At 69.6% G+C, this 24464-nt stretch carries 20 protein-coding genes; 6 read left to right on the forward strand and 14 right to left on the reverse strand.

All coding sequences use genetic code 11. The features are described from left to right. Positions 1-41: 41 nt before the first annotated feature. Positions 42-1949, reverse strand: coding sequence for a copper amine oxidase (locus RS82_RS13575; RefSeq protein WP_052676834.1), 1908 nt, complete (start codon positions 1947-1949; stop codon positions 42-44). A 17-nt stretch (positions 1950-1966) separates the two neighbouring features. Next, a complete protein-coding gene (locus RS82_RS13580) occupies positions 1967-2809 on the reverse strand; it encodes a hypothetical protein (protein ID WP_045300319.1) in 843 nt (280 codons plus the stop codon). Between the two features lie 251 nt (positions 2810-3060). Here RS82_RS13580 and RS82_RS13585 point away from each other — a divergent pair, with 251 nt between their 5' ends. Continuing rightward, complete coding sequence (locus tag RS82_RS13585) at positions 3061-4500, forward strand: APC family permease (RefSeq protein WP_052676835.1); 1440 nt, start codon at positions 3061-3063, stop codon at positions 4498-4500. After that, positions 4497-5243 carry an IclR family transcriptional regulator gene (locus RS82_RS20755; protein WP_052676836.1) on the forward strand — a complete coding sequence of 249 codons (747 nt, stop codon included), beginning with the start codon at positions 4497-4499 and terminating at the stop codon, positions 5241-5243. The genes RS82_RS13585 and RS82_RS20755 overlap by 4 nt, the downstream gene beginning before the upstream one ends. Positions 5244-5393: 150 nt before the next feature. Here the strand turns inward: RS82_RS20755 and RS82_RS13595 are convergent, their stop codons facing one another. Genes RS82_RS13595 through RS82_RS13605 form a run of 3 tightly spaced genes read right to left on the reverse strand, consistent with a single transcriptional unit; the run spans position 5394 to position 8802 of the window. Further along, a complete protein-coding gene (locus RS82_RS13595) occupies positions 5394-6032 on the reverse strand; it encodes a DUF305 domain-containing protein (RefSeq protein WP_157005579.1) in 639 nt (212 codons plus the stop codon). A gap of 45 nt (positions 6033-6077) precedes the next feature. Beyond that, a complete protein-coding gene (locus tag RS82_RS13600; RefSeq protein WP_084695647.1) occupies positions 6078-8132 on the reverse strand; it encodes a helicase HerA-like domain-containing protein in 2055 nt (684 codons plus the stop codon). 4 nt (positions 8133-8136) lie between these two features. Beyond that, complete coding sequence (locus RS82_RS13605; RefSeq protein WP_045300323.1) at positions 8137-8802, reverse strand: phosphatase PAP2 family protein; 666 nt, start codon at positions 8800-8802, stop codon at positions 8137-8139. Positions 8803-8982: 180 nt separating this feature from the next. Here RS82_RS13605 and RS82_RS13610 point away from each other — a divergent pair, with 180 nt between their 5' ends. Beyond that, positions 8983-9480: a nitroreductase family deazaflavin-dependent oxidoreductase gene (locus tag RS82_RS13610; protein WP_052676837.1), complete on the forward strand. Its 498-nt coding sequence runs from the start codon at positions 8983-8985 to the stop codon at positions 9478-9480. A gap of 7 nt (positions 9481-9487) precedes the next feature. Here the strand turns inward: RS82_RS13610 and RS82_RS13615 are convergent, their stop codons facing one another. Then, entirely contained in the window at positions 9488-10843 is a 1356-nt protein-coding gene (locus tag RS82_RS13615) for a multidrug effflux MFS transporter (protein WP_084695648.1), read from the reverse strand. 388 nt (positions 10844-11231) lie between these two features. Between RS82_RS13615 and RS82_RS13620 the strand changes: the two genes are divergently transcribed. Beyond that, entirely contained in the window at positions 11232-11942 is a 711-nt protein-coding gene (locus tag RS82_RS13620; RefSeq protein WP_045300325.1) for a thioredoxin-like domain-containing protein, read from the forward strand. Between the two features lie 7 nt (positions 11943-11949). After that, positions 11950-12624, forward strand: coding sequence for a DUF305 domain-containing protein (locus RS82_RS13625; protein WP_045300327.1), 675 nt, complete (start codon positions 11950-11952; stop codon positions 12622-12624). A gap of 83 nt (positions 12625-12707) precedes the next feature. Here RS82_RS13625 and RS82_RS13630 read toward each other — a convergent pair whose 3' ends face one another. From RS82_RS13630 to RS82_RS13640, 3 genes are all read right to left on the reverse strand, one after another. Next, entirely contained in the window at positions 12708-13685 is a 978-nt protein-coding gene (locus tag RS82_RS13630) for a carbohydrate ABC transporter permease (RefSeq protein ID WP_045300329.1), read from the reverse strand. After that, the gene (locus RS82_RS13635) at positions 13685-15028 is read right to left on the reverse strand and encodes a carbohydrate ABC transporter permease (RefSeq protein ID WP_045300331.1); all 1344 of its coding nucleotides are present in this window, start codon (positions 15026-15028) and stop codon (positions 13685-13687) included. The genes RS82_RS13630 and RS82_RS13635 overlap by 1 nt, the downstream gene beginning before the upstream one ends. A gap of 93 nt (positions 15029-15121) precedes the next feature. Next, positions 15122-16465 carry an ABC transporter substrate-binding protein gene (locus RS82_RS13640; RefSeq protein WP_045300332.1) on the reverse strand — a complete coding sequence of 448 codons (1344 nt, stop codon included), beginning with the start codon at positions 16463-16465 and terminating at the stop codon, positions 15122-15124. Positions 16466-16708: 243 nt separating this feature from the next. On the opposite strand from RS82_RS13640, the gene RS82_RS13645 reads away from it, so the two are divergent. After that, positions 16709-17758: a LacI family DNA-binding transcriptional regulator gene (locus RS82_RS13645; RefSeq protein ID WP_045300333.1), complete on the forward strand. Its 1050-nt coding sequence runs from the start codon at positions 16709-16711 to the stop codon at positions 17756-17758. Between the two features lie 14 nt (positions 17759-17772). Here RS82_RS13645 and RS82_RS13650 read toward each other — a convergent pair whose 3' ends face one another. From RS82_RS13650 to RS82_RS13670, 5 genes are all read right to left on the reverse strand, one after another. After that, positions 17773-18879 carry a Gfo/Idh/MocA family protein gene (locus RS82_RS13650; RefSeq protein ID WP_045300334.1) on the reverse strand — a complete coding sequence of 369 codons (1107 nt, stop codon included), beginning with the start codon at positions 18877-18879 and terminating at the stop codon, positions 17773-17775. Further along, positions 18876-20732 carry a DUF6807 family protein gene (locus tag RS82_RS13655; protein WP_052676838.1) on the reverse strand — a complete coding sequence of 619 codons (1857 nt, stop codon included), beginning with the start codon at positions 20730-20732 and terminating at the stop codon, positions 18876-18878. The genes RS82_RS13650 and RS82_RS13655 overlap by 4 nt, the downstream gene beginning before the upstream one ends. A gap of 178 nt (positions 20733-20910) precedes the next feature. Continuing rightward, a complete protein-coding gene (locus RS82_RS13660; protein WP_052676839.1) occupies positions 20911-22248 on the reverse strand; it encodes an ABC transporter substrate-binding protein in 1338 nt (445 codons plus the stop codon). A 95-nt stretch (positions 22249-22343) separates the two neighbouring features. Next, positions 22344-23267: a carbohydrate ABC transporter permease gene (locus RS82_RS13665; protein WP_211255936.1), complete on the reverse strand. Its 924-nt coding sequence runs from the start codon at positions 23265-23267 to the stop codon at positions 22344-22346. Then, a complete protein-coding gene (locus tag RS82_RS13670) occupies positions 23254-24180 on the reverse strand; it encodes a carbohydrate ABC transporter permease (protein WP_045300339.1) in 927 nt (308 codons plus the stop codon). The genes RS82_RS13665 and RS82_RS13670 overlap by 14 nt, the downstream gene beginning before the upstream one ends. Between the last annotated feature and the right edge of the window lie 284 nt (positions 24181-24464).

Below are 24464 nucleotides of genomic sequence, written 5' to 3' on the forward strand. Positions count from 1 at the left end.
GTCCCGCGGGACGGCGCCGGGCGCCGCCCCGCGGGAGCGGGTCAGGCGTGAGCCTTCAGGCTCTGCTGACGCCGCAGGTACCACGAGGTGCCGGCGAGGCCCGCGCCGGCGACCAGGAGCACGAGCCCCGAGAGCGCCCAGCGATTCGCGTCGGTGCCCGTGGTGGCCAGGGCGCCGAACACCGCTGCGGGCGACGCGGACGCCACGGTGAACGTGCCCTGCGCCACCGCCGACGAGGTCTGCCCGGTCAGCACGAGGGTGTGCTCTCCGGCCGGCGTGGCCGACGGGACGACGAACTGCGCGCTCACGACGCCCTCGCTGTCGGCGACGAACGTGCCGACAGCGACCGGGTCGGAGTGAAGAACGGCGCTCACCGTCTCGCCCGGGGTGAAGCCGGCGGCCGTGGCCGTCTGCGCGGCACCCGGAGCGACCTCGCCCGAGCCGAACGTCACGGAGGCCGGGGCCGGCGTGGCCCCATTCCCGTTGCCGTTGCCGTTGCCGTTGCCGTTCCCGTTCCCGTTCCCGTTCCCGTTGCCGTTCCCGTTCCCGTTGCCCGGCGTGGTCGGGGTCGCGGTCGGCGTCGGCTCACCCGTCGGCTCGGTCGTCGGGGTGGGCGTCGGCGACGCGGTGGGCGTCGGGGTGATGTTGGGGTTCGGAACGCCCCGCATGTCGCCGTTGACCCACTTGCGGCCCTCGGGGATGTTGGGGTTCTGCGCGGCGAAGTCGCGCGGGTAGAGGGTGAATCCCTGCCAGTGGATCGGCATGGGGCTCTGGTCCTCGTCCCGGTTGATGTGGTGGAAGCCCACGTTCACCCACGCCACCGGGTCCTCGAGCGTCTCGCCGTCGGCGATGTAGTCGGTGACCATCTGACCCGCCTTCGAGGGGATCAGGTTGTGGCTGGCGTGCACCTCATCGGACTTCGCCGAGGTGAAGGCGATGTCGAAGTCGGTCTCGGGGTTGAGGTTGTACGCCTGGTCGCGCGGCACGATGATCTCGTACGAGCGGGCGTGGCCGTCCGCGTTGAGGCTCTCCGGGTTCACGACCCGGTATGCCTCGCGGTTCGCGCCCATCGTCTTGGTCTCGTTCGTGATCTGGGTGAGCTGCGTCTCGAGGATCGCGGTGTGGCCGGTGTCGCCGGTCGTGCCGTACTCGCCCGTCGGCGTGGTCGCGAACTTCTCGACGACCTGGTTCGCGCCCGAGTCGATGCCGAAGTCCACGCGCCAGAACGCCGAGTGGTAGTGGTTGACCGCGAAGTCCTCCTGGCCTGGCGCGATCGGCCAGCCCTGGTTGACGACGTTCACGTAGTCATTGGGCGACAGGTCGCCGGTCGCGCCGAGGCGCACCGAGATCTCGCCGTCGTCGTGGAACCGGTACTCGGTCTGGTACTCGTACCAGCCGATCCGCGAGACCGTGTGCAGCACGAGGTCGGTGCCCTGCGCCGCGTACAGCGCGTCACGGGCGATGTTCGAGCGGTACGCGAGGCCCGAGTCCTCCTCGCCGATGCAGAGCGCGGGGATCGAGCCGCGGGTCGCGTCGACCCACGCGTTGAAGACCTCGCCCACCGGGCAGTCGACGGCCTCGATCGCCTGCAGCCGGCGACCGCCGACCTGGTAGGTGGTGACGTCGTTGTACTCGGTGGCGCCCGTGTCGTACGGCACGTTGAGCTGCGCGAGCGCGATCGAGTCGAGCACGAGGATCGGCGCCGCGTCGTCGCGCGGCTGGTACGCGATCTTGTCGAGCACGAGGCCTCGGTAGGTGTCGAGGCGCCAGCACATCTGCCAGCTCGAGCCGGACTCCAGCGTCTCCGAGACGAGGGATTCGCCGGAGCAGGACGCCTCGGTGACGGTCTGCGCGGACGCCGCGACCGGCGCCGACAGCACGAGGCCGCCCGCGAGGAGGGCCATCGCGGTGCCCGCGCCGAGGAGCCGGCGGAGGGAGGTTCGTTTCATCGGGGGTGTCTCCATGGTCATGAGATGGACAGGACGGCACGCGTCGACAGGTTGACGACGTACGTGCTGGTGGTGAGGAAGGCGCCGCCGTCGACCTGGGCGAGCACCTGCACGCACCGGTCGACGCCGCACGATTCGGCGCCGAAGGATCCGGCATCCGTCACGAACGAGTGCGCGGTGAGGAGCACCTCGGCGGATGCCGGGGTCAGGACCGAGCCGCCGGTGAGTGCGGCGAACTCGTCGACCACGGGCTGCGCCGTGTCAGCGTCGAGCAGCAGCTCCCACGCGAACGAGGTCTCGGCATCGGTCGGCGCGGGCTGCGTGCCCGACGCACGGTCGACCGATTCGATCGCGCCGTTCGTGACGTTGACGATCATGCTGACCGTCTCGTTGGTGGCGTAGTCGTAGTACAGCGAGAGCAGCCGGCGGTGCCCGTCCGAGTACGCCTGCGGGTCGGCGACGTCGGTCGAGAGGAACTGCAGGCCAGGCTCGCCGAACAGGTCCTTGCCCGCGGCGAACGCGGGGTCCTGGGCGCCGAGGAAGCGCACGTACTCGACCTCGGCGCCGGTGAGCCCGTCATACGCGGCGGCGACGGTGGTCGGCTTCGAAACCTCCGTCGCCTTCTCGGGGGCGTCCTCGTCGGTGCTGTCGGCGGCGATGGGGGTGGACGCCGGCGATTCGGGAGACGAGGTCGCCTGCACGGCGGTCTGCGTCGCGAACACGAGGGCGACAGCCGCGGCGGTCGCGGCGAGCGCAGAGCCGATGCCCAGCGCACGGGGAGTGAGGAAACGGCCCCGCCTCGAGGGCCGCGGGTCCGAGGGCGGCGAGTCCCCCTCGGTGGAGAGCTGTTGTTCGGTCACAGGAGTCCTTTCGACGGCGAAGATGCGGCTCGCACCCGCATCGAGGCCGATTCTTGGACGCCGCCGTTTCCCGATGATTCAGGGCCGAGAACGTCGGGCGAAAACCTGGTGAGACGAGGGCGCGCGCCCGGCGCACTTCGTTCCCACGGCTCGTCACGCGGCCGAAACATGGCTCGTCGTTCCCGGCAACGCGCACCCGGTAGCGTCACGGCCAGCCGCATGGCGGCGAGCGCCGGAAGCGAGGAGGTCGCGTGAGCAGTGCACTCGCGGGCGCGATCGAGCGGGCTCGTCCGCGCAACGATCTCGGAGCCAGCTCTCCGTTCGCCGGACTCCGCCGACGCCACGCGCACACGATCGACGTGGTCGCGCAGTCCGTGGCGGCCACCGCTCCTGCCGGCGTGCTCCTGATCCATCCCGCCGCCGCCTTCGCACGAAGCGGCTCCTTCGCCTTCCTCGACATCGCGATCACGATCACCCTGGTGGTGGGCGTGGGCCTCGTGATCGGCATGTTCGCGCGACGCATCGTGAGCACCGGCTCCCTGTACACGTTCGCGGTACGCGGGCTCGGCTCCCACGCGGGTCTCGTCACCGGGGCAGCGCTGGGGATCGGCTACCTCGCCGTGGCGATGAACACGCTCACCTCGGGGTCCACACGGCTCGCGAACATCCTCAGCGGAGGCGATGCGCCCCCGTGGCTCGTGATCGCCCTCATCGCCGGGTTCGGGGCGGTCATCGCCTTCGTCGTCGCCCGTGGATTGCGCATGTCGACGCGCGTGCTGCTGGTGCTCGAGTCGATCGCCGTCGTGACCGTGCTATGCCTCTCCATCGCCGCGCTCAGCCTCACCCGCTGGGACGTCGGTCTGCTCATCCCTCGCGCCCCGGATGTGTCGCTCGAGGCGATCATCACCGGCGTCGCCTTCGCCCTGATCGGCTTCGTCGGATTCGAGAGCGGCGCCGCGCTCGGCCCCGAGACCCGTCGCCCGTTCGCCGCCGTCCCCCGCGCGATCATGGTGAGCGTCGGCGCCACGGGGCTCGTGATGCTCGTCGGCACCGCGGCGCAGCTGTCGATCGTCGCAGAGCGCCCGGGTGCGGCTTCCCTCGCGTCCGTCACCGGACTCGCGACCCTCATCGACGTGATCGTCGCGATCTCGTTCCTCGCGTGCGCGCTCGCCATGACCAACGCCGCGACGCGATTGGTCTTCGCGATGAGCCGCGAGGGGCTGATGCCCGCGGCGTTCGGGCGCGTGTCGCGGCGCGGGGTGCCGGCGATCGGCGGCGTACTGCTTGCTTCTGCGGTCACGCTGGTGCCGGTCGCGATCCTCGCGTGGGGAGGCAGCCGACAGGACATGCGCATCGTCACCTCGCCGGCGTCGATCCTCGGCTTCGTGCTCGCCTACGCGCTGGTGTGCGCGGCGGCTCCGGTGTTCCTCGCTCGGATCGGCGAGCTCACCGTCCGGGCGGTCGTGCTCAGCGTCGGTCCGCTCGCGGGGCTGCTGTGCGTGCTGGGCTTCTACCTCGCCGCGACGCTGCGCGACAATCCGGCGGGTCTGCTGTGGTCCGTGGGCATCCTCGCCGCGGTCGTGGTGGCCGGTTCGGTCCGCCTGGCGCGCCATCCCCGTGTGGCCGCCCGCGTCGGCGTGCACGACTGGCCGACCGACGCCGACTGCATCGACGGGCCGGCGCGGACGTGAACGGCGCGGGCCTCGCGGGCGACACCCGCCTGCCGGAGAAGGGTCTGGGCCTGGCTCTCGAGATCCTCGAGCAGGTCGCCCGCGACGACCGCGGCGCCTCGGCGGCCGAGATCGCCCGTGCCGTCGGCGCGCCCCGCGCGACGGTGTACCGCGTGGTCAACTCGCTCGTGCGCGACGAGTATCTCGTGCGTCGCGGCGACTTCTCGGGGTTCCTGCTCGGAACGCGCGTGCTGGAGCTCGCCGCGATCGTGGGCGCGCGCACCCGGCCCGAGCACGCGGCGGTGGTGGCCCGGCTGCGCGACGACACCGGCGAGGCCGTGCACCTGTTCGCCTTCCACCGCTCGGGCCTGATGGTCCTCGACGAGGACGAGTCCCAGCCGCTGTCGGACCGCGACGCCCTCCTCGCCGATCCCACGCGCTCGGCGATCGGACATCTCTGGCTCGTCGCGCACCCGGACCGTCGGATGCCGCAGGCGCCGAACTGGCGCGTCGCCCCGCCCGCGGACGACGTGCGCGCGATCCACGAGGCGTACGCCGTCCGCGGCTACACCGAGCAGGCCGCCCTGCTCACCTCCGATCGCGGCTGCCTCGCGGTCCCGATCCACGACGACGCGGCCCGTCCGATCGGGGCGGTGACGCTGTCGACCTCGATCTCGCGCCTCTCGGTGGCGGCCCGTCACGTCGGCGCGCTGCGTGACGCCGCGCGCGCGCTCGCTCCACTCGGCTCGCTCAGCGGCTGGTGACGTCGCGCCTCACCGCTTCAACAGGTCAACCGGGCTTGCCCCCGACCGGAACGCGTTCCCCCGTCATGCAGAGACCCGGTTGACCTGTCGGAGGAGGGGGAACACGGATGCTGTGGACCGCTGCATCCGCGCGAACCCGAGCGGAGGTGATCACGGCAGGGCGTCGAGGATGCCCTGCAGCGTCTCCTGGTCGGCCTCGGCCTGCTTCAGCACCTCTTCGGCCGATCCGGCTACAGCCGGATGCGGGTCGCCCTCGAGGATGAGCGTGACCAGCGCGATCATCCCGGCATTCTGCGCCTGGAGGATCTCTGCGAAGCGGCGCTCGGCATCGGGGTGCTGCGCGTCGACGAACCCCTGCAGAATGCTCCACGACGGCATGCCGGGCATCTGCGCGTGGTCGGCGCCGTGGCCGCCGCACGGCCCGTCGGCCGGCGGCTCGGCAGGACGCGCATCCGCCCATGAGAGGTACCACGCCCGCAGGTCTTCGAGCTCGTCTTCGCTGCGCGCCGCGATGCCGGTGGCGAACCCGCTCGCCCCGGCGTCGATCCCCTGCTTGCGCAGCAGGGTGTCTGCGAGTTCCTGCTCCTTGACCCGGTAGTAGATCATCGCCTCGACGTAGCAGTAGTCGTCGGCCGTCACCGGTGCCGTGGGCGACGCCGAGGGCGACGAGGACGCCGAGGGCGCTGCATCCGTGTTCCCGGCCGTTGCGGCGATCGCAAGCCACACGCCGACCCCCGCCGTCGCCAGCGCGAGCGTCAGCGCGACGACGAGAACCACTGTGCGGCGCACGCGAGACCTTCCGGATCGGGAGCGATCCGCCGGGGTCGGGATGCGTCAGCGCTTGCCGGTGCCGAAGATCCCGCGGATCACCCCACCCAGTATCGTCTGGGTCGACTTCGAGTTGAGAATCTGCTCGATCGGCGATTTCTGGGCCGACCGCGACGTGCGCGTCGTGCCGGCCGTCTTCTTGAGCAGACGCTCGTACTCCTGCTGCGCCTTCTTCTCGGCCGCAGCGCTGGCCCTGTCGGCCGCGGCCTGCTGCTTGTCGATCGCGGCCTTCTGCTTCGCATACTCGGCGTCGGCCTTCGCCTTCGCCAGAGCAGCGTCCTCGGCGGCGGCCGCGTCGTCGGCGGCCTGCATCTTCTTCGCGAGGATCTCGCGCGCCGACTCCCGGTCGATCGCCGTGCCGTACTCGGCCAGGAGGGGCGACGCGTTCACGGCCGCGACGATCGCCGGCTCCGGCGTCGGCGACATGAGCCCCTGCGGCGCGCGCAGCCGCGTCCAGGCGACCGGCGTCGGTGCGCCCTTCTCGCTCATCACGGTGACGATCGCCTCCCCCGTGCCGAGCTCCTGCAGCACCCGCTCGAGGTCGTAGCCCGACTTCGGGTAAGTGCCGACGGTCGCGCGCAGCGCCTTGGCATCGTCGGGTGTGAAGGCGCGAAGGGCGTGCTGCACGCGCGAGCCGAGCTGGCCGAGCACGTCGGACGGCACGTCCTTCGGAGTCTGCGTCACGAAGAAGACGCCGACGCCCTTCGAGCGGATGAGTCGCACCGTCTGCACGATCGCCGCGAGGAAGTCCTTCGAGGCGTCCTTGAACAGCAGATGCGCCTCGTCGAAGAAGAACACCAGCTTCGGCTTGTCGGCGTCCCCCACTTCGGGGAGGATCTCGAACAGCTCGGCCAGCAGGTACATCAGGAACGTCGAGAACAGCGCCGGCTTGTCGATGACTCCGGGCACCTCGAGCAGGCTGATGACGCCGCGGCCGTCGGGCGCCGTGCGGATGAAATCGGCGACGTCGAACTCGGGCTCGCCGAAGAACACGTCGGCTCCGGCATCCGCGAAGGTGATGAGCTCGCGCAGGATCACGCCGGCCGTCGCCGCCGACAGGCCACCGAGCTCCTTGAGTTCGGCCCTGCCCTCGTCGCTCGTGAGGTGCGTGAGCACGGCGCGCAGGTCCGACAGGTCGACGAGCGCCAGGCCGTTCGCATCGGCGTAATGGAACACGAGGCCGAGGCTCGACTCCTGCGTGTCGTTGAGGCCGAGCACCTTGCTGAGCAGCAGCGGGCCGAAGCCCGACACCGTCGCCCGAACCGGCACGCCTTTTCCGACGCCGCCCAGCGCGAAGTACTCGGTGACGGATGCCTCGGGCTTCCAGTCCTGACCGATCGCCTGTGTGCGGGCGAGGAGCTTCTCGCTGGGTTCCCCGGGCGTCGCGACGCCCGACAGGTCGCCCTTGATGTCGGCGGCGAACACGGGCACGCCCTTCGCCGCGAGCTGCTCGGCGAGCCCCTGAAGCGTGCGCGTCTTGCCCGTGCCGGTCGCGCCCGCGACGAGCCCGTGGCGGTTCATCATCGGCAGCGGGATGCGGATCTGCGCCGCGGGGACGGGGTCTCCGTTGAGAAGGGCGCCGAGATCGAGGGTCGCGGTCGCCGGGTCGAAGGTGTACCCGGTCCGCACCTTCTCGACCTCTTGTTCGGTGAGAGGGCCGTGTTGCGTCTGCTGCGGGGTTGATCCGCTCGGAGTCTGTTCCCGCGCGGTCGATTCCGAGGCGGGCGCTCGCGCAGGCCCCTGAGCCTGCGACCCCTCCCCCGTCGCCGTCCTTATTTGAGGATCTGAGCCGAATTGAGCAGCCGCGCCTCCGGAAGCTCCCGCCTTCCCGCTCTCGTCCTCAGATGAGGATGCGTCGGGCGCGGGTGCACCGGTCGCCCTGGCCTTCGCGGCCGACGCCTCCGCAGCGGCGAGCGCGGCCTTGGCCTGAGCGGCCTTCAACTGTGCCTCCGCGGCCTCGGCCTCGGCGCGAAGTCGCGCGAGTTCCGCCTCGGCGGCGGCGACGGCCGGATCGGACGCCGTGGAGTCGGACGCGGGCGGATCGGGCACGGCGGAGGTCATGCGCTCAGCCTAGCCACGGGCGTTTCGCCGAGGCAGCCATCCCCTCCCGTGCCATCGGAACCGCGAACGCCGCCGCCACGATCAGCGCCGCCCCGGCGCCGAGCAGTGCGCCGCCGACCGTGTCGCTCAGCCAGTGTGCGTGAAGGTAGGTGCGGCTGAAGGCCATGAGCACGACCCACGCAGCACCCACGACAGCTACCCACACGCGCGGGAAGATGACCACCGCGGCGACCGCGATCGTGGCGGCGTTGGTCACATGCCCCGACGGGTATGAACCGTAGTCCGAGACGACGAGGATGTCTTCGGGGCGCACGCGGCCGAACACGTGCTTCAGCACCTGCACACCCGCTGCCGACACCGCCTCAGCGGCGAGGAAGTACGCGGCCGCCCACGGCCGCCGCAGTACGACGAGCGCGATCGCACCGCCGATGGGCACCGCGAGGACGCCGACCCACCCTCCACCCAGGAAGTTCATGACCTGGGAGAACCCGGTCAGTGCCGGATGCCACAGCTCGGCCACGAGCAGATTCCACGCCGTGTCGATGGCGAACGGCTCGTCGCCGCGCGCGAGGATCCACCAGCCCAGCAGGCACGACAGCAGGACCAGGGTCGATCCCACCGCCAGGTAGGCGATGACCGGAGCGGCCACCCGCCGCTGGACTGTCGTCATCGCCCCATTCTGCCCGGAGGGCTCGTCCGCACCACCCCCTTGCGGACCGGCGCGCCGCATGCCAGAACCCGGCGACCACAGACGTCGGCTCGGCGCAGACGCGCGGACACCGGGTGGGCAGAATCGGGCGGCCGTCCGGTGCTATCGTGCGGTTTCATCCGCGAGCACGAGGGGGTCCCGATGGCATCGGTGGTCGATGTGGTGCGCCGGCTCATCGCACCGCTCACCCGCACGAGGGTGTTCCGCCGCGTGATCGGCCCCGCGTTCTTGCCGCCGGTCGAGCGGTTCGTCGCCTGGGTGTCGCGAGGACGCGTGCAGGTGAGCGCCCTGCTGGTGCCGTCGCTCGTGCTCCACACCGTCGGCGCGAAGTCCGGCGAGCCGCGGGACGTGCCGCTCATGTACACGCCCGACGGGCACGGTCGCGCCATCGTGGCCGGCACGAACTTCGCCGGAGCCCACCATCCGGCATGGACCGCGAACCTGCTCGCCCACCCCGACGCCGCGATCACCGTGCGCGGGCAGCGCATGCCCGTCCGCGCCACGCCGGTTCCCGCGTCCGAGCGCGACGCAGTGTGGGAGCTCATCGAGGCCCAGTGGCCCGGCTACCGCAACTACGAGCGCGAGTCCGGGCGCACCGTCCGGCTCTTCAGCCTGCAGCCCGTGCGGCCGCCTGCCTGACGCCGGCTCAGGGCGCGAGGCGCTCCACCGTGCGCGGGCGCACGACGAACCACAGCGCCAGCACGCCGATGACGGCGCACCCGACCATGACCGCCGCCATCGTCGTGGCGGTGATGCCGGCGTCCTTCGCGATCCATCCCACGAGGGGCGAGATCAGGCCCGCGACGCCGAAGTTCGTCGCGCCGATGATCGACTGCGCGGTGCCCGCGGCCTTGCCGTGGCGGTCGAGCGCCAGCACCTGCACGCAGGGGAACGTGAAGCCGCACGCCGTCATGAAGACGAAGAGCGGCACGATCGTGCCCCACAGGCCCAGGCCCATCTGGTCGGTGACGATGATGGCGGATGCTGCGACCACGAGCACCGCGGTCGACCAGGCCATGACCCACTGCGGGCCGAAACGTGCCGCCAGACGCGAAGCGGTCTGCACGCCGACGACGACGCCGAGGGAGTTGACGGCGAACATGAGCCCGTACTGCTGCGCGGAGAGGCCGTAGCTCAGCTGGAAGAGGAACGACGAGCTCGACAGGTACGAGAACAGGCCCGAGAAGGTCATGCCGCCGATGATGAGCACGCCGATGAAGACGCGGTCGCCGAAGACGCTCCGGTAGCGCTGCCAGACGGTCGTGGCGCCCTTGTCGTGGCGACGCGCGGGCGGCAGCGTCTCGGGGAGCAAGACGATCGACGCGACGAGCATGACCGCGCCATACACCGCGAGGACGACGAAGATCCCCCGCCACGGCATGACAGCGAGGAGGGCCGAGCCGACGAGCGGCGCGAGCACCGGGGCGACGCCCGACACGAGCGCGAGCCGCGAGAGCATGACGACCAGGCGGCGGCCGCCGAACAGGTCGCGGACGATCGCGGCGGCGACGACGCCACCGGCCGCGGCGCCGGCACCCTGCAGCACGCGGGCCACCGACAGCAGTTCGAGCGTGGGCGCGAGCGCCGCGCCGACGCTGGCCACGACGTGCAGCGCGGTCACCGACAGCAGGGGGATGCGCCGACCGACCTTGTCGCTCAGCGGGCCGACGATGAGCTGTCCCAGGGCGAAGCCGATCATCGTACCCGTGAGGGTCAGCTGGATCATCGCGGCTGTGGTCTGGAAGTCCGCCTCGAGCACCGGGAACGCCGGCAGGTAGAGGTCGATCGTGAACGGGCCGAGCGCGGTGAGCGCGCCGAGCAGCACGATGTAGAGGACCCGGCGGCGGTGCGGGATCGAATCGCCCGGGTGGAGCACGATCGGCGCGGTGGCCGGGTTGCTGCCGAGCGTGCGGATGGCGCCCGTGGCCGTGGGCTGCGGCTTGGGTGGGGCGGGGAGGTGGGCTTCGGGCTTCTGCGTGGGGATGGAGGCGGTGTCGAGCAACAGTGGACTTCGTTTCGTGGCAAGGGGTTCGACGGGGCGGTGGACGAGGCGGAGCGGCGTCGACACCGGCTGAGCCGGTCTGGGCGCGCAGGGAGGAACGGACCGAGATGACGCGGGTCGTCCGGCGCTGCCGATCGGCACCGGGGCCCGCACGATAGACCGAGAAGGTCGAATCGATTCGAGTACCCATGATAACGGATGCCTCCGCCCTGCCCGCAAGCGGTATCCCGTGGCCGTGCCGGGGGCGGGCCACGGCGGCGCTGTCGGCTCCTTCCCAGGGGGCCGACTCATGCACTCGCATAGGATGAGGACAACCCGTCAGCCGCTCTCGAGCGGTTCGCGCCGGGCGCGGCATCCCCCTGTTCATCGATTGGCAGAGATCACGAGCATGACCCCGACCCCCGACGACAAGCGTAAGAGCGGCAACCCCGCCACCCAGGCGAAGATCGACCTCACGGTCAAGCAGCAGCGTGAGCAGAAGCGCCAGGAGAAGCTCGCGGAGTACCAGAAGCAGCTCGCCAAGCGCAAGCGCGGCAAGCTCGTGTGGTGGATCGTCGGCTCGACCGCCGCCGTGCTGGTCGTCGCGGCGATCGTCGCATCGATCGTCTTCGCGCCGGCTCCCGCCCCGTCGTACGCTCGCGGTGACAGCGACGGCAGCGGCATCGAGGGCGTCGAGACGTTCACGAACACGGCGAACCACGTCGAGGGCGCAGTCGACTACCCGCAGTCTCCCCCGGCCGGCGGCGACCACAACGCCATGTGGCTCAACTGCGGCGTGTACACGGAGCCGGTTCCGAACGAGAACGCCGTACACGCGCTCGAGCACGGCGCGGTATGGGTCACGTACGACCCCGCGCAGGTGTCCGCCGACGACATCGCGAAGCTCGAGGGCGAGCTGCCCTCGACCTACACGGTGCTCTCGCCCTACAACGACATGGACACCCCCATCGCCCTCAGCGCATGGAACGCGCAGCTCAAGATCGACTCCGCCGACGACGAGCGCATCGAGGAGTTCATCAAGGCGTACTGGAAGAGCACCAACGCCCCCGAGCCGAACGCCGCCTGCACCGGCGCGCACGACGCCCCCGGCAAGAAGTAGGCCGCGCGTGTCGGACGAGCCCTCGGCGGGAAGCGCCCGGCGATGGTTCGTCATCGCCGTCGCGCTCATCCTCATCGCGGGCCTCGCGTTCGCGGTGGGACGCTTCTCGACGTTCGGCTCACAGGCGGCCGCGTCGAGCCCGGGCACGAACTCGCCTGAGGCCGGGTTCTCGCGCGACATGCAGGTGCACCACGCTCAGGCGATCGAGATGGCGATGGAGATCTACCGCAAGACCGACGACGACGAGCTTCGCGTGCTCTCGTACGACATCGCGACGGGTCAGGCCGGCCAGCGCGGCGAGATGTTCGACTGGCTCGTGCGGTGGGGTCTCCCGCAGTCCGGCGGACCGATGATGCAGTGGATGGACGCCTCCGACGCGGACCACACGCACGGCGGCACGTCCGCCGAGCCGATGAGCGACGAAGAGGCCCACGAAGCGATGGGAATGGCGTCGGCCGACGAGATCGCCGCGCTCAAGGCGGCGACAGGCGTGGCGGCGGACTGCCAGTTCCTGACGCTGATGATCCGCCACCACGAGGGCGCCATCCCGATGGCGGAGGCCCTCCTCGAGCTCGGCACCGACGCTCGCGCCCTCGAGGTCGCGACCGCGATCAAGAACGGTCAGACGGCCGAGATCGACGCGATGCAGTCGATCCAGGCGCGGCTCGGCTGCACCGGCTGACGCCGAAACGAGAGCGCCACCAGAAACGGATGCCGCGGGCCTGCGTGAGACGCAAGCCCGCGGCATCCGTTGTCTCTTGTCGATCAGCCCTTCGTCGCGCCGGCCATGAGCCCGCGCACGAAGAACCGCTGCAGCGCGAGGAACACGATGATCGGCACGAACAGCACGAGGAACGCACCGGCCGACACGAGGAACCATTGGTTGCCCCAGGTGCCGGACAACGAGTTCAGCGTCTGCGTCATCGGCAGCGATGTCGTCGGGGCGAAGATCGTCGCGACGAGCAGGTCGTTCCACACCCAGATGAACTCGAGGATGGCGAACGACGCCAGCGCCGGCGTCGCGAGCGGCAGGATGATCCGGAAGAAGATCTGCCCGTGACCTGCGCCGTCGACGCGCGCCGCCTCGATGACGTCGGACGGGATCTCGGCGATGAAGTTGTGCAGCAGGAAGATCGCCAACGGCATCGCGAAGATGACGTGGGCGATCCACACCGTCGCGAAGCTGTGGTCGACCTCCCGCATCTCCAAGCCAGGGAAGATCTGCACGTCGCCGATCTCGAGCCCCCTCGAGAACAGGCTCAGCAGCGGAACGAGCGCCATCTGGATCGGGACGATCTGGAGCGCGAACACCGCGACGAACAAGAAGCCACGGCCCTTGAAATCCATCCACGCGAACGCGTACGCAGCGAGCGACGCAACGGCGAGGGCGAAGATCGTGACCGGAATCGTGATCGCGAGCGAGTTGAGGAAGGACTCGCCGAGCGTCAAGGCGGTGCCACCCGACGTGAGCGCGGCCTGATAGTTGCCGAGAGTGAAGTCGGGGTTGGTGAAGACCGTCCACCAGCCCGTCGTCGCCGAGTCCGCGCCCGGCCGGAACGACGTGATGAGCAGGCCGAGCGTCGGGATCGTCCACAGGAAGGCGATCGCCACCGCAAGGATGGTGGCCAGGGGCGACGTCAGCCGCTTGTGCGCGAGCGCCTCGTTGCGGCGCGTCTCGCGCGCGACCCTGCGCGCCTCGGCCTTGGTGTTCTGCGGCGTGGTCTTGGAGTCGACGGCAGTCATCACCGCACCTCCCTCTGCTTGCGCAACTGCAACACGTTGTAGACGATCAGCGGCGTCACGAAGACGAAGATCAGCACGGCGAGCGCCGCGGAGTGGCCGTAGCTCTGGAACCGCTGCTGCTGGTTGACCATCTCGAAGCCCAGCACGGTCGAGTTCGCCCGTCCGCCCGTCATCACCGCCACGATGTCGTACAGCTTCAGGGCTGCGATCGTGACGGTCGTCAGGACGACGATGATCGACGTTCGGATGCCCGGCACCGTCACGTTGATGAACCGCTGCCAGGCCGACGTGCCGTCCAGCTGTGCAGCCTCCAGCTGCTCCACCGGCACCGCCTTCATCGCCGCCGAGAGCACGACCATGGCGAAGCCGGTCTGTGCCCAGACGAACGCGAACAGCAGGCAGAACGTGTTGACCAGCGGCCAGATGTCGAGCCATGGCACCGGCTGGCCGCCGAAGGCCACCACGATCGCGTTGAGGGTGCCGATCTGCTCGCCCTGCCGATAGTCGTAGACGAACTTCCAGATGAGGCTGATGCTCACCGGCGCGATCGCGAAGGGCATGAAGACGAGCAGCTTCAGCAGCCGCTCACCACGCGCCCGCTCCATGAAGGCCGCGTACGCCAGGCCGACGACGGTCGCGAAGATCGGGGCGAAGATCGCCCAGATGAGCGTATTGATGATCGACCAGAACCCCTGAGGGTTCGTGAAGGCCCAGACGTAGTTCTCCAGCCCGACGAAGTTCTCGCCGGTCTTGTCGAAGAACGACTGCACGATGGTCGCGATGCTCGGATACACCAGACCCACGAGGATCGCGATCGCGGCCGGCGCCATGAACAGCGTCAGCTGGTACATGTAGCCGGCGCCCTGGCTCGCGCGGTAGTCGGCCCAGAAGAGCAGGCCGCCGGCGACGAGGGCGATGGCGATCACGTAGATCACGGCGCCCTGGTAGGGCCGCAGCAGCATGAATGCGAGGAACGGGATCGCGAAGCACGAGATGAGCCGCAGCCAGAAGTAGCCTCTGCCGGCGCGCGGAGCGAACTCGATGAGCACGAGCAGGATGCCGACCACGGCGGCGAAGACGATCAGGACGATGGGGATCTGGACGATCGGACCCAGGTTGCCGATCCACTGGAAGAACGAGTTGTACGAGAAGCCCAGCGAGACCGGCCGCGCGTCCGGGTTGGGAGGGCTGAGGAGGAGGAAGATCACCAGCGCTGCGATCAGGATCAACCCGATCGCGACGCCGAGTCGCGTGGTCCGCCGCGACGGAGGTTTCCTTCCTCCGCGTTCCGGTGGCGACGCGCCCTGCTCCTGGTCGGCCGCCGATGTTGTGGTCTGAGACATGTTCTGCCTTCCCCCGTCGACCTCGACGGATGAATCACCCCGGCGCCGGGGCCGCACGTCGCCCGCGCGGACCCGGCACCAGGATGCGGTGGATCAGTCTTGATATCCCGCCTGGATATCGCTCAGGACCTGCGGCGTCGGCTTGCCGTCGATCCAGTCGACCATGCCGCGCCAGAACGAGCCCGAACCGACGGTCGCCGGCATCAGGTCGGAGGCGTCGAAACGGAACACGGTGTTCGGGTCCTGGACGATCTGCATCGCCTCAGTGAGGAACTCGCTCGACGCCAGTGTCGGATCGGCACCGGTGTTGGCCGAGATCGCGCCGCCGAGCTTCACCCGCGCGTCGGCGAATTCCGGCGTCGACATGTACTCGAGCACCTGCTGTGTAGCGGCATCGTCCGAGAACGGTGTGACGAACTCGCCACCGCCCTCGACCGCGAGCTCGCCTTCCTTCACGCCGGGGAGGATGAACGCGTAGATGTCACCGTCCGGCGCGATCGTCGGCGTCTGTCCGTCCGCGGTCTGCGCGGTGAGGAAGTTCGCCGTGAGGAACGAGCCCTGGTGCGTGAGCGCGCAGGTTCCGTTGGCCACCGCAGCTGCGATCGGGTCGCCGAACGCCGTCGGGTTGATGCTCTTGACATCGCCGAAGCCGGCGTTGACGTAGTCGGGGTTCAGCAGGATCTCGCCGACCGAGTCGAACGCGGCCTCGATGTCGGGGTCGGTGAACGGGGTGTCACCGGCGGCCCAGCTGTCGTAGACGTCGGCGCCGGCCTGACGCAGGACGAGGTCCTCCACCCAGTCCGTTCCCGGCCATCCCGATGCCGCCTCGGAGAAGAACCCGGCGCACCACGGGGGCTCGCCGGTCTTCTCCCGGATCGTGTCGGTGAGGGTGAGGAGTTCGTCCCAGGTCGTCGGCACCTCGACGCCCCACTCCGCGAAGCTCTTCGGCGAGTAGTACACGTAGCCCTTGAGGTTCGCGAGCATCGGCGCGGCGTAGAACGTGCCGTCGAGCGATCCGTAGTCCTTCCACGCGGGCGCCCAGTACTTGTCCACGTTCGCCTCGACCTCGGAGGTGCCTTCCTTGACCTCTCCGGTCTCGATCAGCGATCGCAGCAGGCCGGGCTGGGGGACGATCGCGATGTCAGGAGCGGAGCCACCCGCCACCTTCGTGACGATGTTGCCCTCGAATCCCTTGTCTCCGGTGTAGTTGACGGTGATACCGGTGTCCTTTTCGAACTGCTCGAACGACTTCTGGAGGTTGTCGGCCTCCGAGCCGGTGATGCCGCCGGCGATCTCGACGGTCTCTCCTTCGACCGAGCCGCTGTCGCCGCCGTCGTCGCCGCCGCCCTCGGCGCATCCGGCGAGTGCGAGTGCCGCGACGGCCGTCAGTCCCAGCGCGATGTAGCCGTGCCGACGACGTGATCGCAGTGCAGTCATGTGTCTGCCTCCTCTTTGAGTTCGCGGAGCCACGCCTCTCGGGCTCCGCAGATGTGAGATCGGGAACCGATTCCATGCTCAAACTAGGGGATGGCGCAAGAGCGCACAATGACCGCGGATCACAACTCGGTAAACCACGCACCCAGGGTGGCGCACGGAAAGCGATCACGGCACAATGACCCCTGGAACCGGTTCCAGAATCCCGGGTGACGAGGGCGTTCCCGGGACCGCGAGGAGGACCCGATGGCGGGCATCGCCGATGTTGCGCGAGCGGCAGGCGTCTCGAAGTCGACGGCTTCGCGTGCGCTCACCGGTTCCGGGTACGTCTCGGCCACCACCCGGCAGCGCGTGAGGGATGCCGCCGCCGCCCTGGGGTACGTTCCCACGACGAGCGCCGTGAGCCTGGTGACCGGACGTACGCAGACCGTGGGCGTCGTCATGCCGTCGCTCGACCGCTGGTTCTTCGCCCAGGTGCTGGAAGGCATCCAGGATGCGCTGCTCGAACGTCGATACGACCTCGCCCTCTACGGAGCACCGCCCGAGTCCTCCGCGCGCCGCGAGATGTTCGAGCACTTCCTCGCGCGCAAGAGGTTCGACGGGCTCATCGCGGTCGGCATCGAACCCAGTGCGCACGAGCTCGAGCGGCTCGTGGAATTCGGCAAGCCGGTCGTGGCGGTGGGCGGCTACGGCATCGGCACGAACGCGGTCTCCATCGACGACCACGCGGCCGCCCGCATCGCCACCGACCACCTCGTCGGCCTGGGCCACCGCGAGATCGTCTTCCTCGGCGGCGACCCCGACGGGCGCCGCACGAGCTTCGGCGACGGCAGGCGCCTGGACGGCTACCTCTCGGCGATGGGCGAGGCCGGGCTCGAGGCATCCGTCCGCCATGTCCAATCCGAGGTGACGATGCCCGGCGGGTACGGCGCGGCCGTCGAGCTGCTCGGCGACCGCCGCACCCGGCCGACGGCGATCGTCGGGGTGTGCGACGAGGTCGCCGTCGGGGCGATCATCGCCGCGCGACGGCTCGGGATCCGTGTTCCGGAGCGGCTCAGCGTGGTCGGCATCGACGACCACGCCTACGCCGAGATGTTCTCTCTCACCACCCTGCAGCAGCGACCGCACCAGCAGGGGCGCGCCGCCGTGCAGCTGCTCATGTGGCAGCTCGACGACCCCGACGCCCCCACGCACCGCCTGTACGAGTCGTCACCGCTCGTGGTGCGCAACTCCACCGCCCCCGTCGACGACGACGCCTCCGCGATCATCGGCGTCGGCCCGCTCGGCACCGGCTGAAGGCCGCGGGCGGTTCAGAGCACGCCGAGGTCGCGGAAGGTGCGCGCCTCCCACGCGACGCGCTCGACCGCCTCTTCCACGCCGATCACGGTGCGGAAAGTCTCGCCGTCGGATGCCTCGATCCGTATGAGCTGCGAAGCGATCGGTGCGGGCGGCGGCCCTGTGACGATCTCCTCGAGAACGCGGGTGAAGGCACCGGTGCGTGCGAGCGGGGCGAGCAGGTCGTCCCCGTCGCGGACGTGCCGGGCGAGGTTGTCGAGCAGGCTCGTGCGCTCGAAGGCGTACGTGCGAGGCAGCGCCGCTGCGTCACGATGGACGTGCAGCGTGTCGAGCGTGTAGACGTACACGAGGAAGCCGCGCGTGCCCCGCACGAGCACGAACGGCTCATGGCGGGTCGGGGCGGTCACCGCGAGGCCGGCCGCCACCTTGGCTCCCCCGCGCAGCTCGACGACGAGGGACGACGTGTCGTCGGTGGCGATGTCGTTCGCGCGACGGAGGTCGGCGTCGATCCCTACGACGTCGTCGGGGGCCGCGGCGCCGGCGATCGCGAACGCTGTCGCGAGGGCGTGGGCCAGCGGGTTGGTCGCGACGCCGTCGGCGACCGGTCGCCCGTCGATCACGCGGTGCCCCGCCCAGGGCGCCCGTCGCCAGTACTCCTCGGACCGCGTCCAGAGCCCGACTGCGCCGTAGTGGAGCACGTCTCCGATCGCACCGGATGCCGCGGCGTCCGCCGTCGCCGCCACTCCGGCACTGCCGAGCGACTGGAAGCCCACCTGCACGGCGCGGGACGCGGCATCCGTCGCACTCACGAGAGCGTGATGATCGGCGACCGAGGCGACGGGCGGCTTCTCCAGCAGGACGTGCGCACCGCGCGCGAGCGCCAGGCGGGCAAGGCCGGCATGGGTGGGGATCGGGGTGCTGAGCACGACCACGTCGAGATCGACGGCGTCGATCATGGCGACGGCGTCGGCGAACTCCCGTGTCGAGGAGGGCACGTCGCCGCCGCCCCGGGGGTCGGCGACGGCGACGAGTTCGAGATCGGGCGCCGCGAGCACGGTGTCGACGTGGCCGCGCCCGTGACCGTGGACGCCGGCGACGCCCACGCGAAGGCGGTTCGTCACAGCCCCGCCTCGGCCCGCAGTGCGGGAAGCACGGCGTCGACGGCCGCAGCGTCGGCGAGCTCTTCATCGAGCACGAACGCCGTCAGCTCGAGGTTCAGCTCGCCGCCCTCGGGGATCGTGCGTGCCTCGTCCCATGCCACCGAGGGGCCGGCGCCGAGATACTCGGCGAATCGGACGAACCAGGGCAGCTGCTCTTCTCCCTGCGTCAGCACGACGGTCGTGCCCCGCTCGGGGAAGGTGAAGGCGATCCAGGGTGTCGCAGCCCCGTGCACATCGCGCTCGGTGTCGCCGGCGGGGCTGAAGACCCGGGCGATCTCAGGGGCGAACCGCCAGAAGATGCCGCCGTACCCGGCGCCGTCGCGCCCGTTCGTCGCCGGGGACCCGAAGGTGATCGCGTCGAGCGTCGCCTTGAGGTGGCTGCGCCACCTGAGCGCCCAGCCGTTCGCCAGCTCGGCGGAGCGGAGCTCGCGCACCTCGACGAGCTGCGTCGTGCCGTGTTCGTCGACCCAGCTCAGCCGCTCGTCGAGCGCGTGCCCCTCGATGTGAAGGCGGTCACGGCGCTGCCGGCCGTGGTTGGGAACCATGACCGATCCCTCGCCGCGCACGTACGTGCGGCCACCCCAGTACGAGGTGCCGTTGACGTCGGCGATCGCGAGGCTCACGCCGAGGTGGTGAGGGTGGTCGGTCGGCTCCGTCACGGTGAGCGGCGTTCCGGTGCGGGAGATCACCGCGTCGAGGTACGGGCGCGGCGAGAGCACCGAGTCGACGTTCACGCCCTCCTCGTACTGGGCGACGACGGTGGACCCGAGCCGCAGGACCGGGCGGGCCGGGCCCACCCAGCCGCTGGCGTGGGACGCCGGACCGGAGCTGCGGCGCGCCACGAGGACCGGCCGATAGAACAGGGGGTGGTCGGCGCTCTCGCCGTCCAGCGCTTGACGCATGCGATTCCAAGCCTGCCGCCCGATCTCGATCCGCGGGACCGACATGGTCGTCAGCGGAGGGGCGGCGAAACGAGACTGCGGGATGTCGTCGATCCCGACGATGGAGAGTTGTTCGGGCACCTCCACGCCGACCTCGCGCAGGCGCGACATGAGCCCGAGGGCGACGAGGTCGTTGAAGGCGATGGCGGCGGTGGCTCCGGTCTCGAGCACGGCGTCGGCGGCGTCGTAGCCCGCCTCCATGCTCGAGCCCGCCGGAATGGTGAGGAACTCGAGGTCGGCGTGTTCCCGCGCCAGCTCCCCCAGTCCGAGGGCCCGCTGCTCGTTCGCGTAGCTGAGGGCCGGACCCGCGACGTACGCGATGCGTCGGTGGCCGAAGCCGCGCAGGTGCATCCCCAGCTCCTTGACGGCCGTGGTGTAGTCGACCGACAGCTGGGCCGCCGCGGTGTCGTCGACGCGGCGGTTCACCACCACGACCGGCGTGGTGCGGTGGATGAGGTCGCGGAGCTCGGCGTCCGGCATCCGTGGCGACACCAGCACCAAGGCGTCGCACTTGCTGCGCGCCTCGCTCGCGATGTCGGCCTCGACGCCGACCGCCTCTGCGCTGTCGGCGACCAGCACACGGTAGCCGTCGCGGGCGGCGGCGACGGTGAGCCCCTTCAGGACGCCCTGGAACATCGGATTCTCGAGGTCGGGAACCAGCAGCGCGATGGTGTGGCTGCTCCCGCGCACGAGGCTGCGCGCCGCCTCGCTCGGCGAATAGTTCAGCGCAGCGACCGCGCGGTTGACCTTCGCGACGATGGCGGGATCGACGGTGGCGACGCCGTTGAGCACGCGTGACACGGATGCCTGCGACACACCGGCGTACTGTGCGACCTGCGCCATCGTGATCGGGCGCGACGTGACCTCGCTCAAGGAATCCCCCTCCTCTCTCAATCTTGGGCGCCGACGGGCGCGGTGGGGCGCATTCGACCGGACGACTTCCGCGTCGGGGCGCCCGCCCGGGACCGGACCCCTCATCACTTCGGTCCGGCCCCGGACAGTCCTGGGCACGGCGGGGTCGCGCGCTCTGTGTCGCGACCCCGCTCGTGGGCTAGATGGCCGCGTCGTCGAGCGCCTGCTGCAGCTCCGCGATGAAGCTCGCAGCGGCGTCCTCGGGCGTCACCTCGCCGAACAGCACGCGCTGCGTGTGCTGATCGATGATCGTCTCGATCGCACCGCCGCCCGGCGGCGTCGCCGGCGGCGCGTCGCCGACGCGTGGCGCGATCTTGTCGAGGAAGTCGACGACCTCCTGGTTGACCTCGTCGAGCTTCGGGGTGATGTACGCACGGATCTTGTCGTTGGCGGGCACGCCGCGCTCGGCGAGCAGCAGGTCGGCCGCCTCCTCGCTGTTGGCGAGGAAGTCGAGGAACAGCGCGACCTCCCCCGGGTGCTCGGTCTTGGCCGATGCCGACCAGAACATCGAGGGCTTGTAGTACGCGGCGGCGTCTTCGCCCTCGTCGGGGGTCGGCACCATGAGCGGCACCAGGTTCTGGCCGCTCGCATCGCGGAGGGCGGCCACCTGGTTCGACCACCACGGTCCGAAGGCAGACTGGTTGGTCGCCGTGAACGACTCCGCGAGTCCGGCGGACTCGCGCTCGATCGTCGCGGAGGGCACGGGCGTTCCACCGGCCTCGGTGACGTCGAGCAGGTTCTGCCACCAGGCGGCGAGCGTCTTCTCGCTCGCGGTCACCTCGGGCGAGCCGTCCTCGGCGTACAGCGACTCGCCGTGCTGGCGCAGCCAGTTGTTGAGGCCGCCGTCCTCGAAGCCCCACGACTGCGAGCCGACGACCGCGCCGCCGCTGGCGGCGGTCACCTCCTCGGCGATCTCGTTGAGGTCGTCCCACGACCACGTCTCATCGTCGGGCAGCTCGATGCCGAGACTGTCGAGCACATCCACGTTCGCCATGTAGGTGTAGGTGTTGATGCCCACCGGAATGCCGTACTGCGTGCCGTCGAGCGCGCCGGTGCCGAGGACCGACTCCGGGAAGTCACCGGTCGGCAGCTGGTCGCCCAGGGTTCCGAGGTCGAGCAGGACGCCGTTCGCCGCGTACGTCGAGAGCTGCTTCTCGTCCATCTGGATGATGTCGGGGGCGTCTCCGGCGGCCACTGTGGTGGCGAGCTTGTCCCAGTAGCCCGCCCAGTCGGTGTACTGCGGCTCGATGGTGATGTTCTCGTGCTCGGCCTCGAAGGCGGCGATGAGCTCCTCCGTGATGCCGTGGCGGACGTCGTTGCCCCACCAGGTGAAGCTGAGCGTCACGGGTTCGTCGGACAGGGTCGGTCCGGTGGCGGGGGTCTCCGCCTGACCCCCGCACGCGGTCAGCGTCAGCATCGTCGCTGCGCCGACGGAGGTCAGCAGCAACCAGCGCGGTGCGGTTGTGGTGCGTCGCATGTCTTGCATCCTTTCCACCGAAGTCGGTGAGTGGTGTTGGTGCGGTGTGATGAGGGTGGGCCTGGCGGCCCGCGAAGAGGTGCGTGACGCGAGCGTCACTTGATCCCGGTCGTCGCGATCCCCTTGATGAGGAACTTCTGGCCGAACAGGAAGATCAGGAAGATCGGGATGAGCGACACGACGCTCATCGCGAACATCTGGGCGTAGTTGGTTGAGCTCTGCGCATCCTCGAAGGACCGCAGCGCCAGCGGCACGGTGTACAGCTCGGGCTTGGTCAGGAAGATCAGCTGCGAGAAGAAGTCGTTCCAGGTCCAGATGAAGGTGAAGATCGCGGTCGTCGCGAGTGCGGGCACCATCAGCGGAAGGATGATCTGCAGGAAGATCCGCGGGTGGCCCGCCCCGTCGATCCGCGCGGCCTCATCGAGCTCCTTCGGTATGCCCCGGATGAACTGGACCATGAGGAAGATGAAGAACGCGTCCGTCGCCAGCAGCTTCGGGACGATGAGCGGCAGGAACGTGTTGACCCAGCCGAGCTGGGAGAACAGCACGTACTGCGGAACGATGATGACGTGGATCGGGAGCATGATGCTCAGGAGCATCACCGCGAACCAGAACCGCTTTCCACTGAACGACAGGCGGGCGAACGCGTAGGCCGCCATCGAGCACGACACGAGGTTGCCGACGATGCAGCCGATCACGATCAGCGCCGAGTTCCACATGTAGACGTTGAACGGGTATGCGAGCGCGTTCCACCCGTCGGTGTAGTTCGAGATCTCGAAGCTGTCGGGGATGATGCTCGGATCGCGGAAGATCTCGTCGTTCGGCCGCAGCGAGCTGACGACCATCCAGATCACGGGGTAGAGCATCGCGAGCGCGAGCGCGATGAGCAGGGTGTGGCGCACGATGCTCGTCATCGGCCTGCGGAAGGCGCTCCGCCGGCGGGAGCGCGGCTGGCGTCCTGTGACGATCGTCTCGGTCGCGAGCGGGGCCGGCATGGCGGCGTCGTCAATCTTGGTCATCGTAGAAAACCCAGAATCTCGAGGTCCAGAACATCAGGACGGTCAGAATGCCGATGATGACCAGCAGCAGCCACGCCATGGCCGATGCGTAGCCCATGTTGTAGTTCGTGAACCCCTGCTGGTACAGGTACAGCGTGTAGAAGAGCGTGGAGTCGACGGGGCCGCCGGTGCCGCCCGAGACGATGTACGCCTGGGTGAACGACTGGAACGTGCCGATCAGCTGCAGCACGGCGTTGAAGAAGATGATCGGGGTCAGCAGCGGGATCGTGATGCGGAACAGCTGCTGCCGCCTGCTGGCGCCGTCGACGTCCGCGGCCTCGTAGTACATCGTCGGGATCTGCCTGAGGCCCGCGAGGAAGATCACCATCGGCGAGCCGAAGGTCCACACGTTCAGGATCATGAGCGTGCCGAGGGCGGTATCGGGGTTCGAGATCCATCCCTGTCCCTGGATGCCGAACACCGCGAGCACCTGGTTGACGAGGCCGTCGACGCCGAAGATCTGGCGCCACAGGATCGCGATCGCGACGCTCGCTCCGAGCAGCGACGGAAGGTAGAACGCGGAGCGGTAGAACGCCAGCCCGCGAAGGCCCCGGTCGAGCACGATCGCCAGGAACAGCGCGACGGCGAGCTGCAGGGGCAGTGACACGAACACGTACGTGAAGGTGACCTGGAGCGCCGAGTGGAGGCGCTCGTCCTCCCACATGCGGGCGTAGTTCTGAAGTCCGATCCACTTCGGCGCGCTGAGCAGGTTGTAGCGGGTGAACGACAGCCCGAACGAGGCGACCATCGGGCCCATCGTGATGAGGACCAGCCCGACGAACCACGGGGCGAGGAAGAGGTAGGCGGCCTTGTTCTGCTTCTTGCCGTCGCTCTTCGCGGTCTTGAGCTTGCCGAGCTCGCCGATCGCGCTCATGCGGTGCCTCCGCATGCGCGGCCCGGCGGCAGCGTTCTAGGGCGGTGCGTCGTCGTCACCGTATCCTCCGGTCTCGTCTTCGAGGGTGAGAATGCGCTTTCTGGAATGCGCTTTCTCATTCTTGCCAGAACGGATGCTGCAGCGCAAGCCCTGCAGTGAAATCAACGGTGGAGCGTGACCGATTCGTGAGAAAGGGGTTTCACAGAATGCGCAGTCTCAGATCCAACTACCGGTTCTCGAAAACGACGAAGGCCCCGGATGCCGAGCATCCGGGGCCTTCGTGG

The sequence above is a fragment of the Microbacterium trichothecenolyticum genome (assembly GCF_000956465.1).
GTDB lineage: Bacteria > Actinomycetota > Actinomycetes > Actinomycetales > Microbacteriaceae > Microbacterium > Microbacterium trichothecenolyticum.

Coding starts and splice junctions, on each gene's coding strand:
- RS82_RS13575 (WP_052676834.1), bottom strand. CDS start 1,949: ATGAAACGAACCTCCCTCCGCCGGCTCCTCGGCGCGGGCACCGCGATG.
- RS82_RS13600 (WP_084695647.1), bottom strand. CDS start 8,132: ATGACCTCCGCCGTGCCCGATCCGCCCGCGTCCGACTCCACGGCGTCC.
- RS82_RS13605 (WP_045300323.1), bottom strand. CDS start 8,802: ATGACGACAGTCCAGCGGCGGGTGGCCGCTCCGGTCATCGCCTACCTG.
- RS82_RS13610 (WP_052676837.1), top strand. CDS start 8,983: ATGGCATCGGTGGTCGATGTGGTGCGCCGGCTCATCGCACCGCTCACC.
- RS82_RS13620 (WP_045300325.1), top strand. CDS start 11,232: ATGACCCCGACCCCCGACGACAAGCGTAAGAGCGGCAACCCCGCCACC.
- RS82_RS13630 (WP_045300329.1), bottom strand. CDS start 13,685: ATGACTGCCGTCGACTCCAAGACCACGCCGCAGAACACCAAGGCCGAG.
- RS82_RS13635 (WP_045300331.1), bottom strand. CDS start 15,028: ATGTCTCAGACCACAACATCGGCGGCCGACCAGGAGCAGGGCGCGTCG.
- RS82_RS13640 (WP_045300332.1), bottom strand. CDS start 16,465: ATGACTGCACTGCGATCACGTCGTCGGCACGGCTACATCGCGCTGGGA.
- RS82_RS13645 (WP_045300333.1), top strand. CDS start 16,709: ATGGCGGGCATCGCCGATGTTGCGCGAGCGGCAGGCGTCTCGAAGTCG.
- RS82_RS13660 (WP_052676839.1), bottom strand. CDS start 22,248: ATGCGACGCACCACAACCGCACCGCGCTGGTTGCTGCTGACCTCCGTC.
- RS82_RS13665 (WP_211255936.1), bottom strand. CDS start 23,267: ATGACCAAGATTGACGACGCCGCCATGCCGGCCCCGCTCGCGACCGAG.
- RS82_RS13670 (WP_045300339.1), bottom strand. CDS start 24,180: ATGAGCGCGATCGGCGAGCTCGGCAAGCTCAAGACCGCGAAGAGCGAC.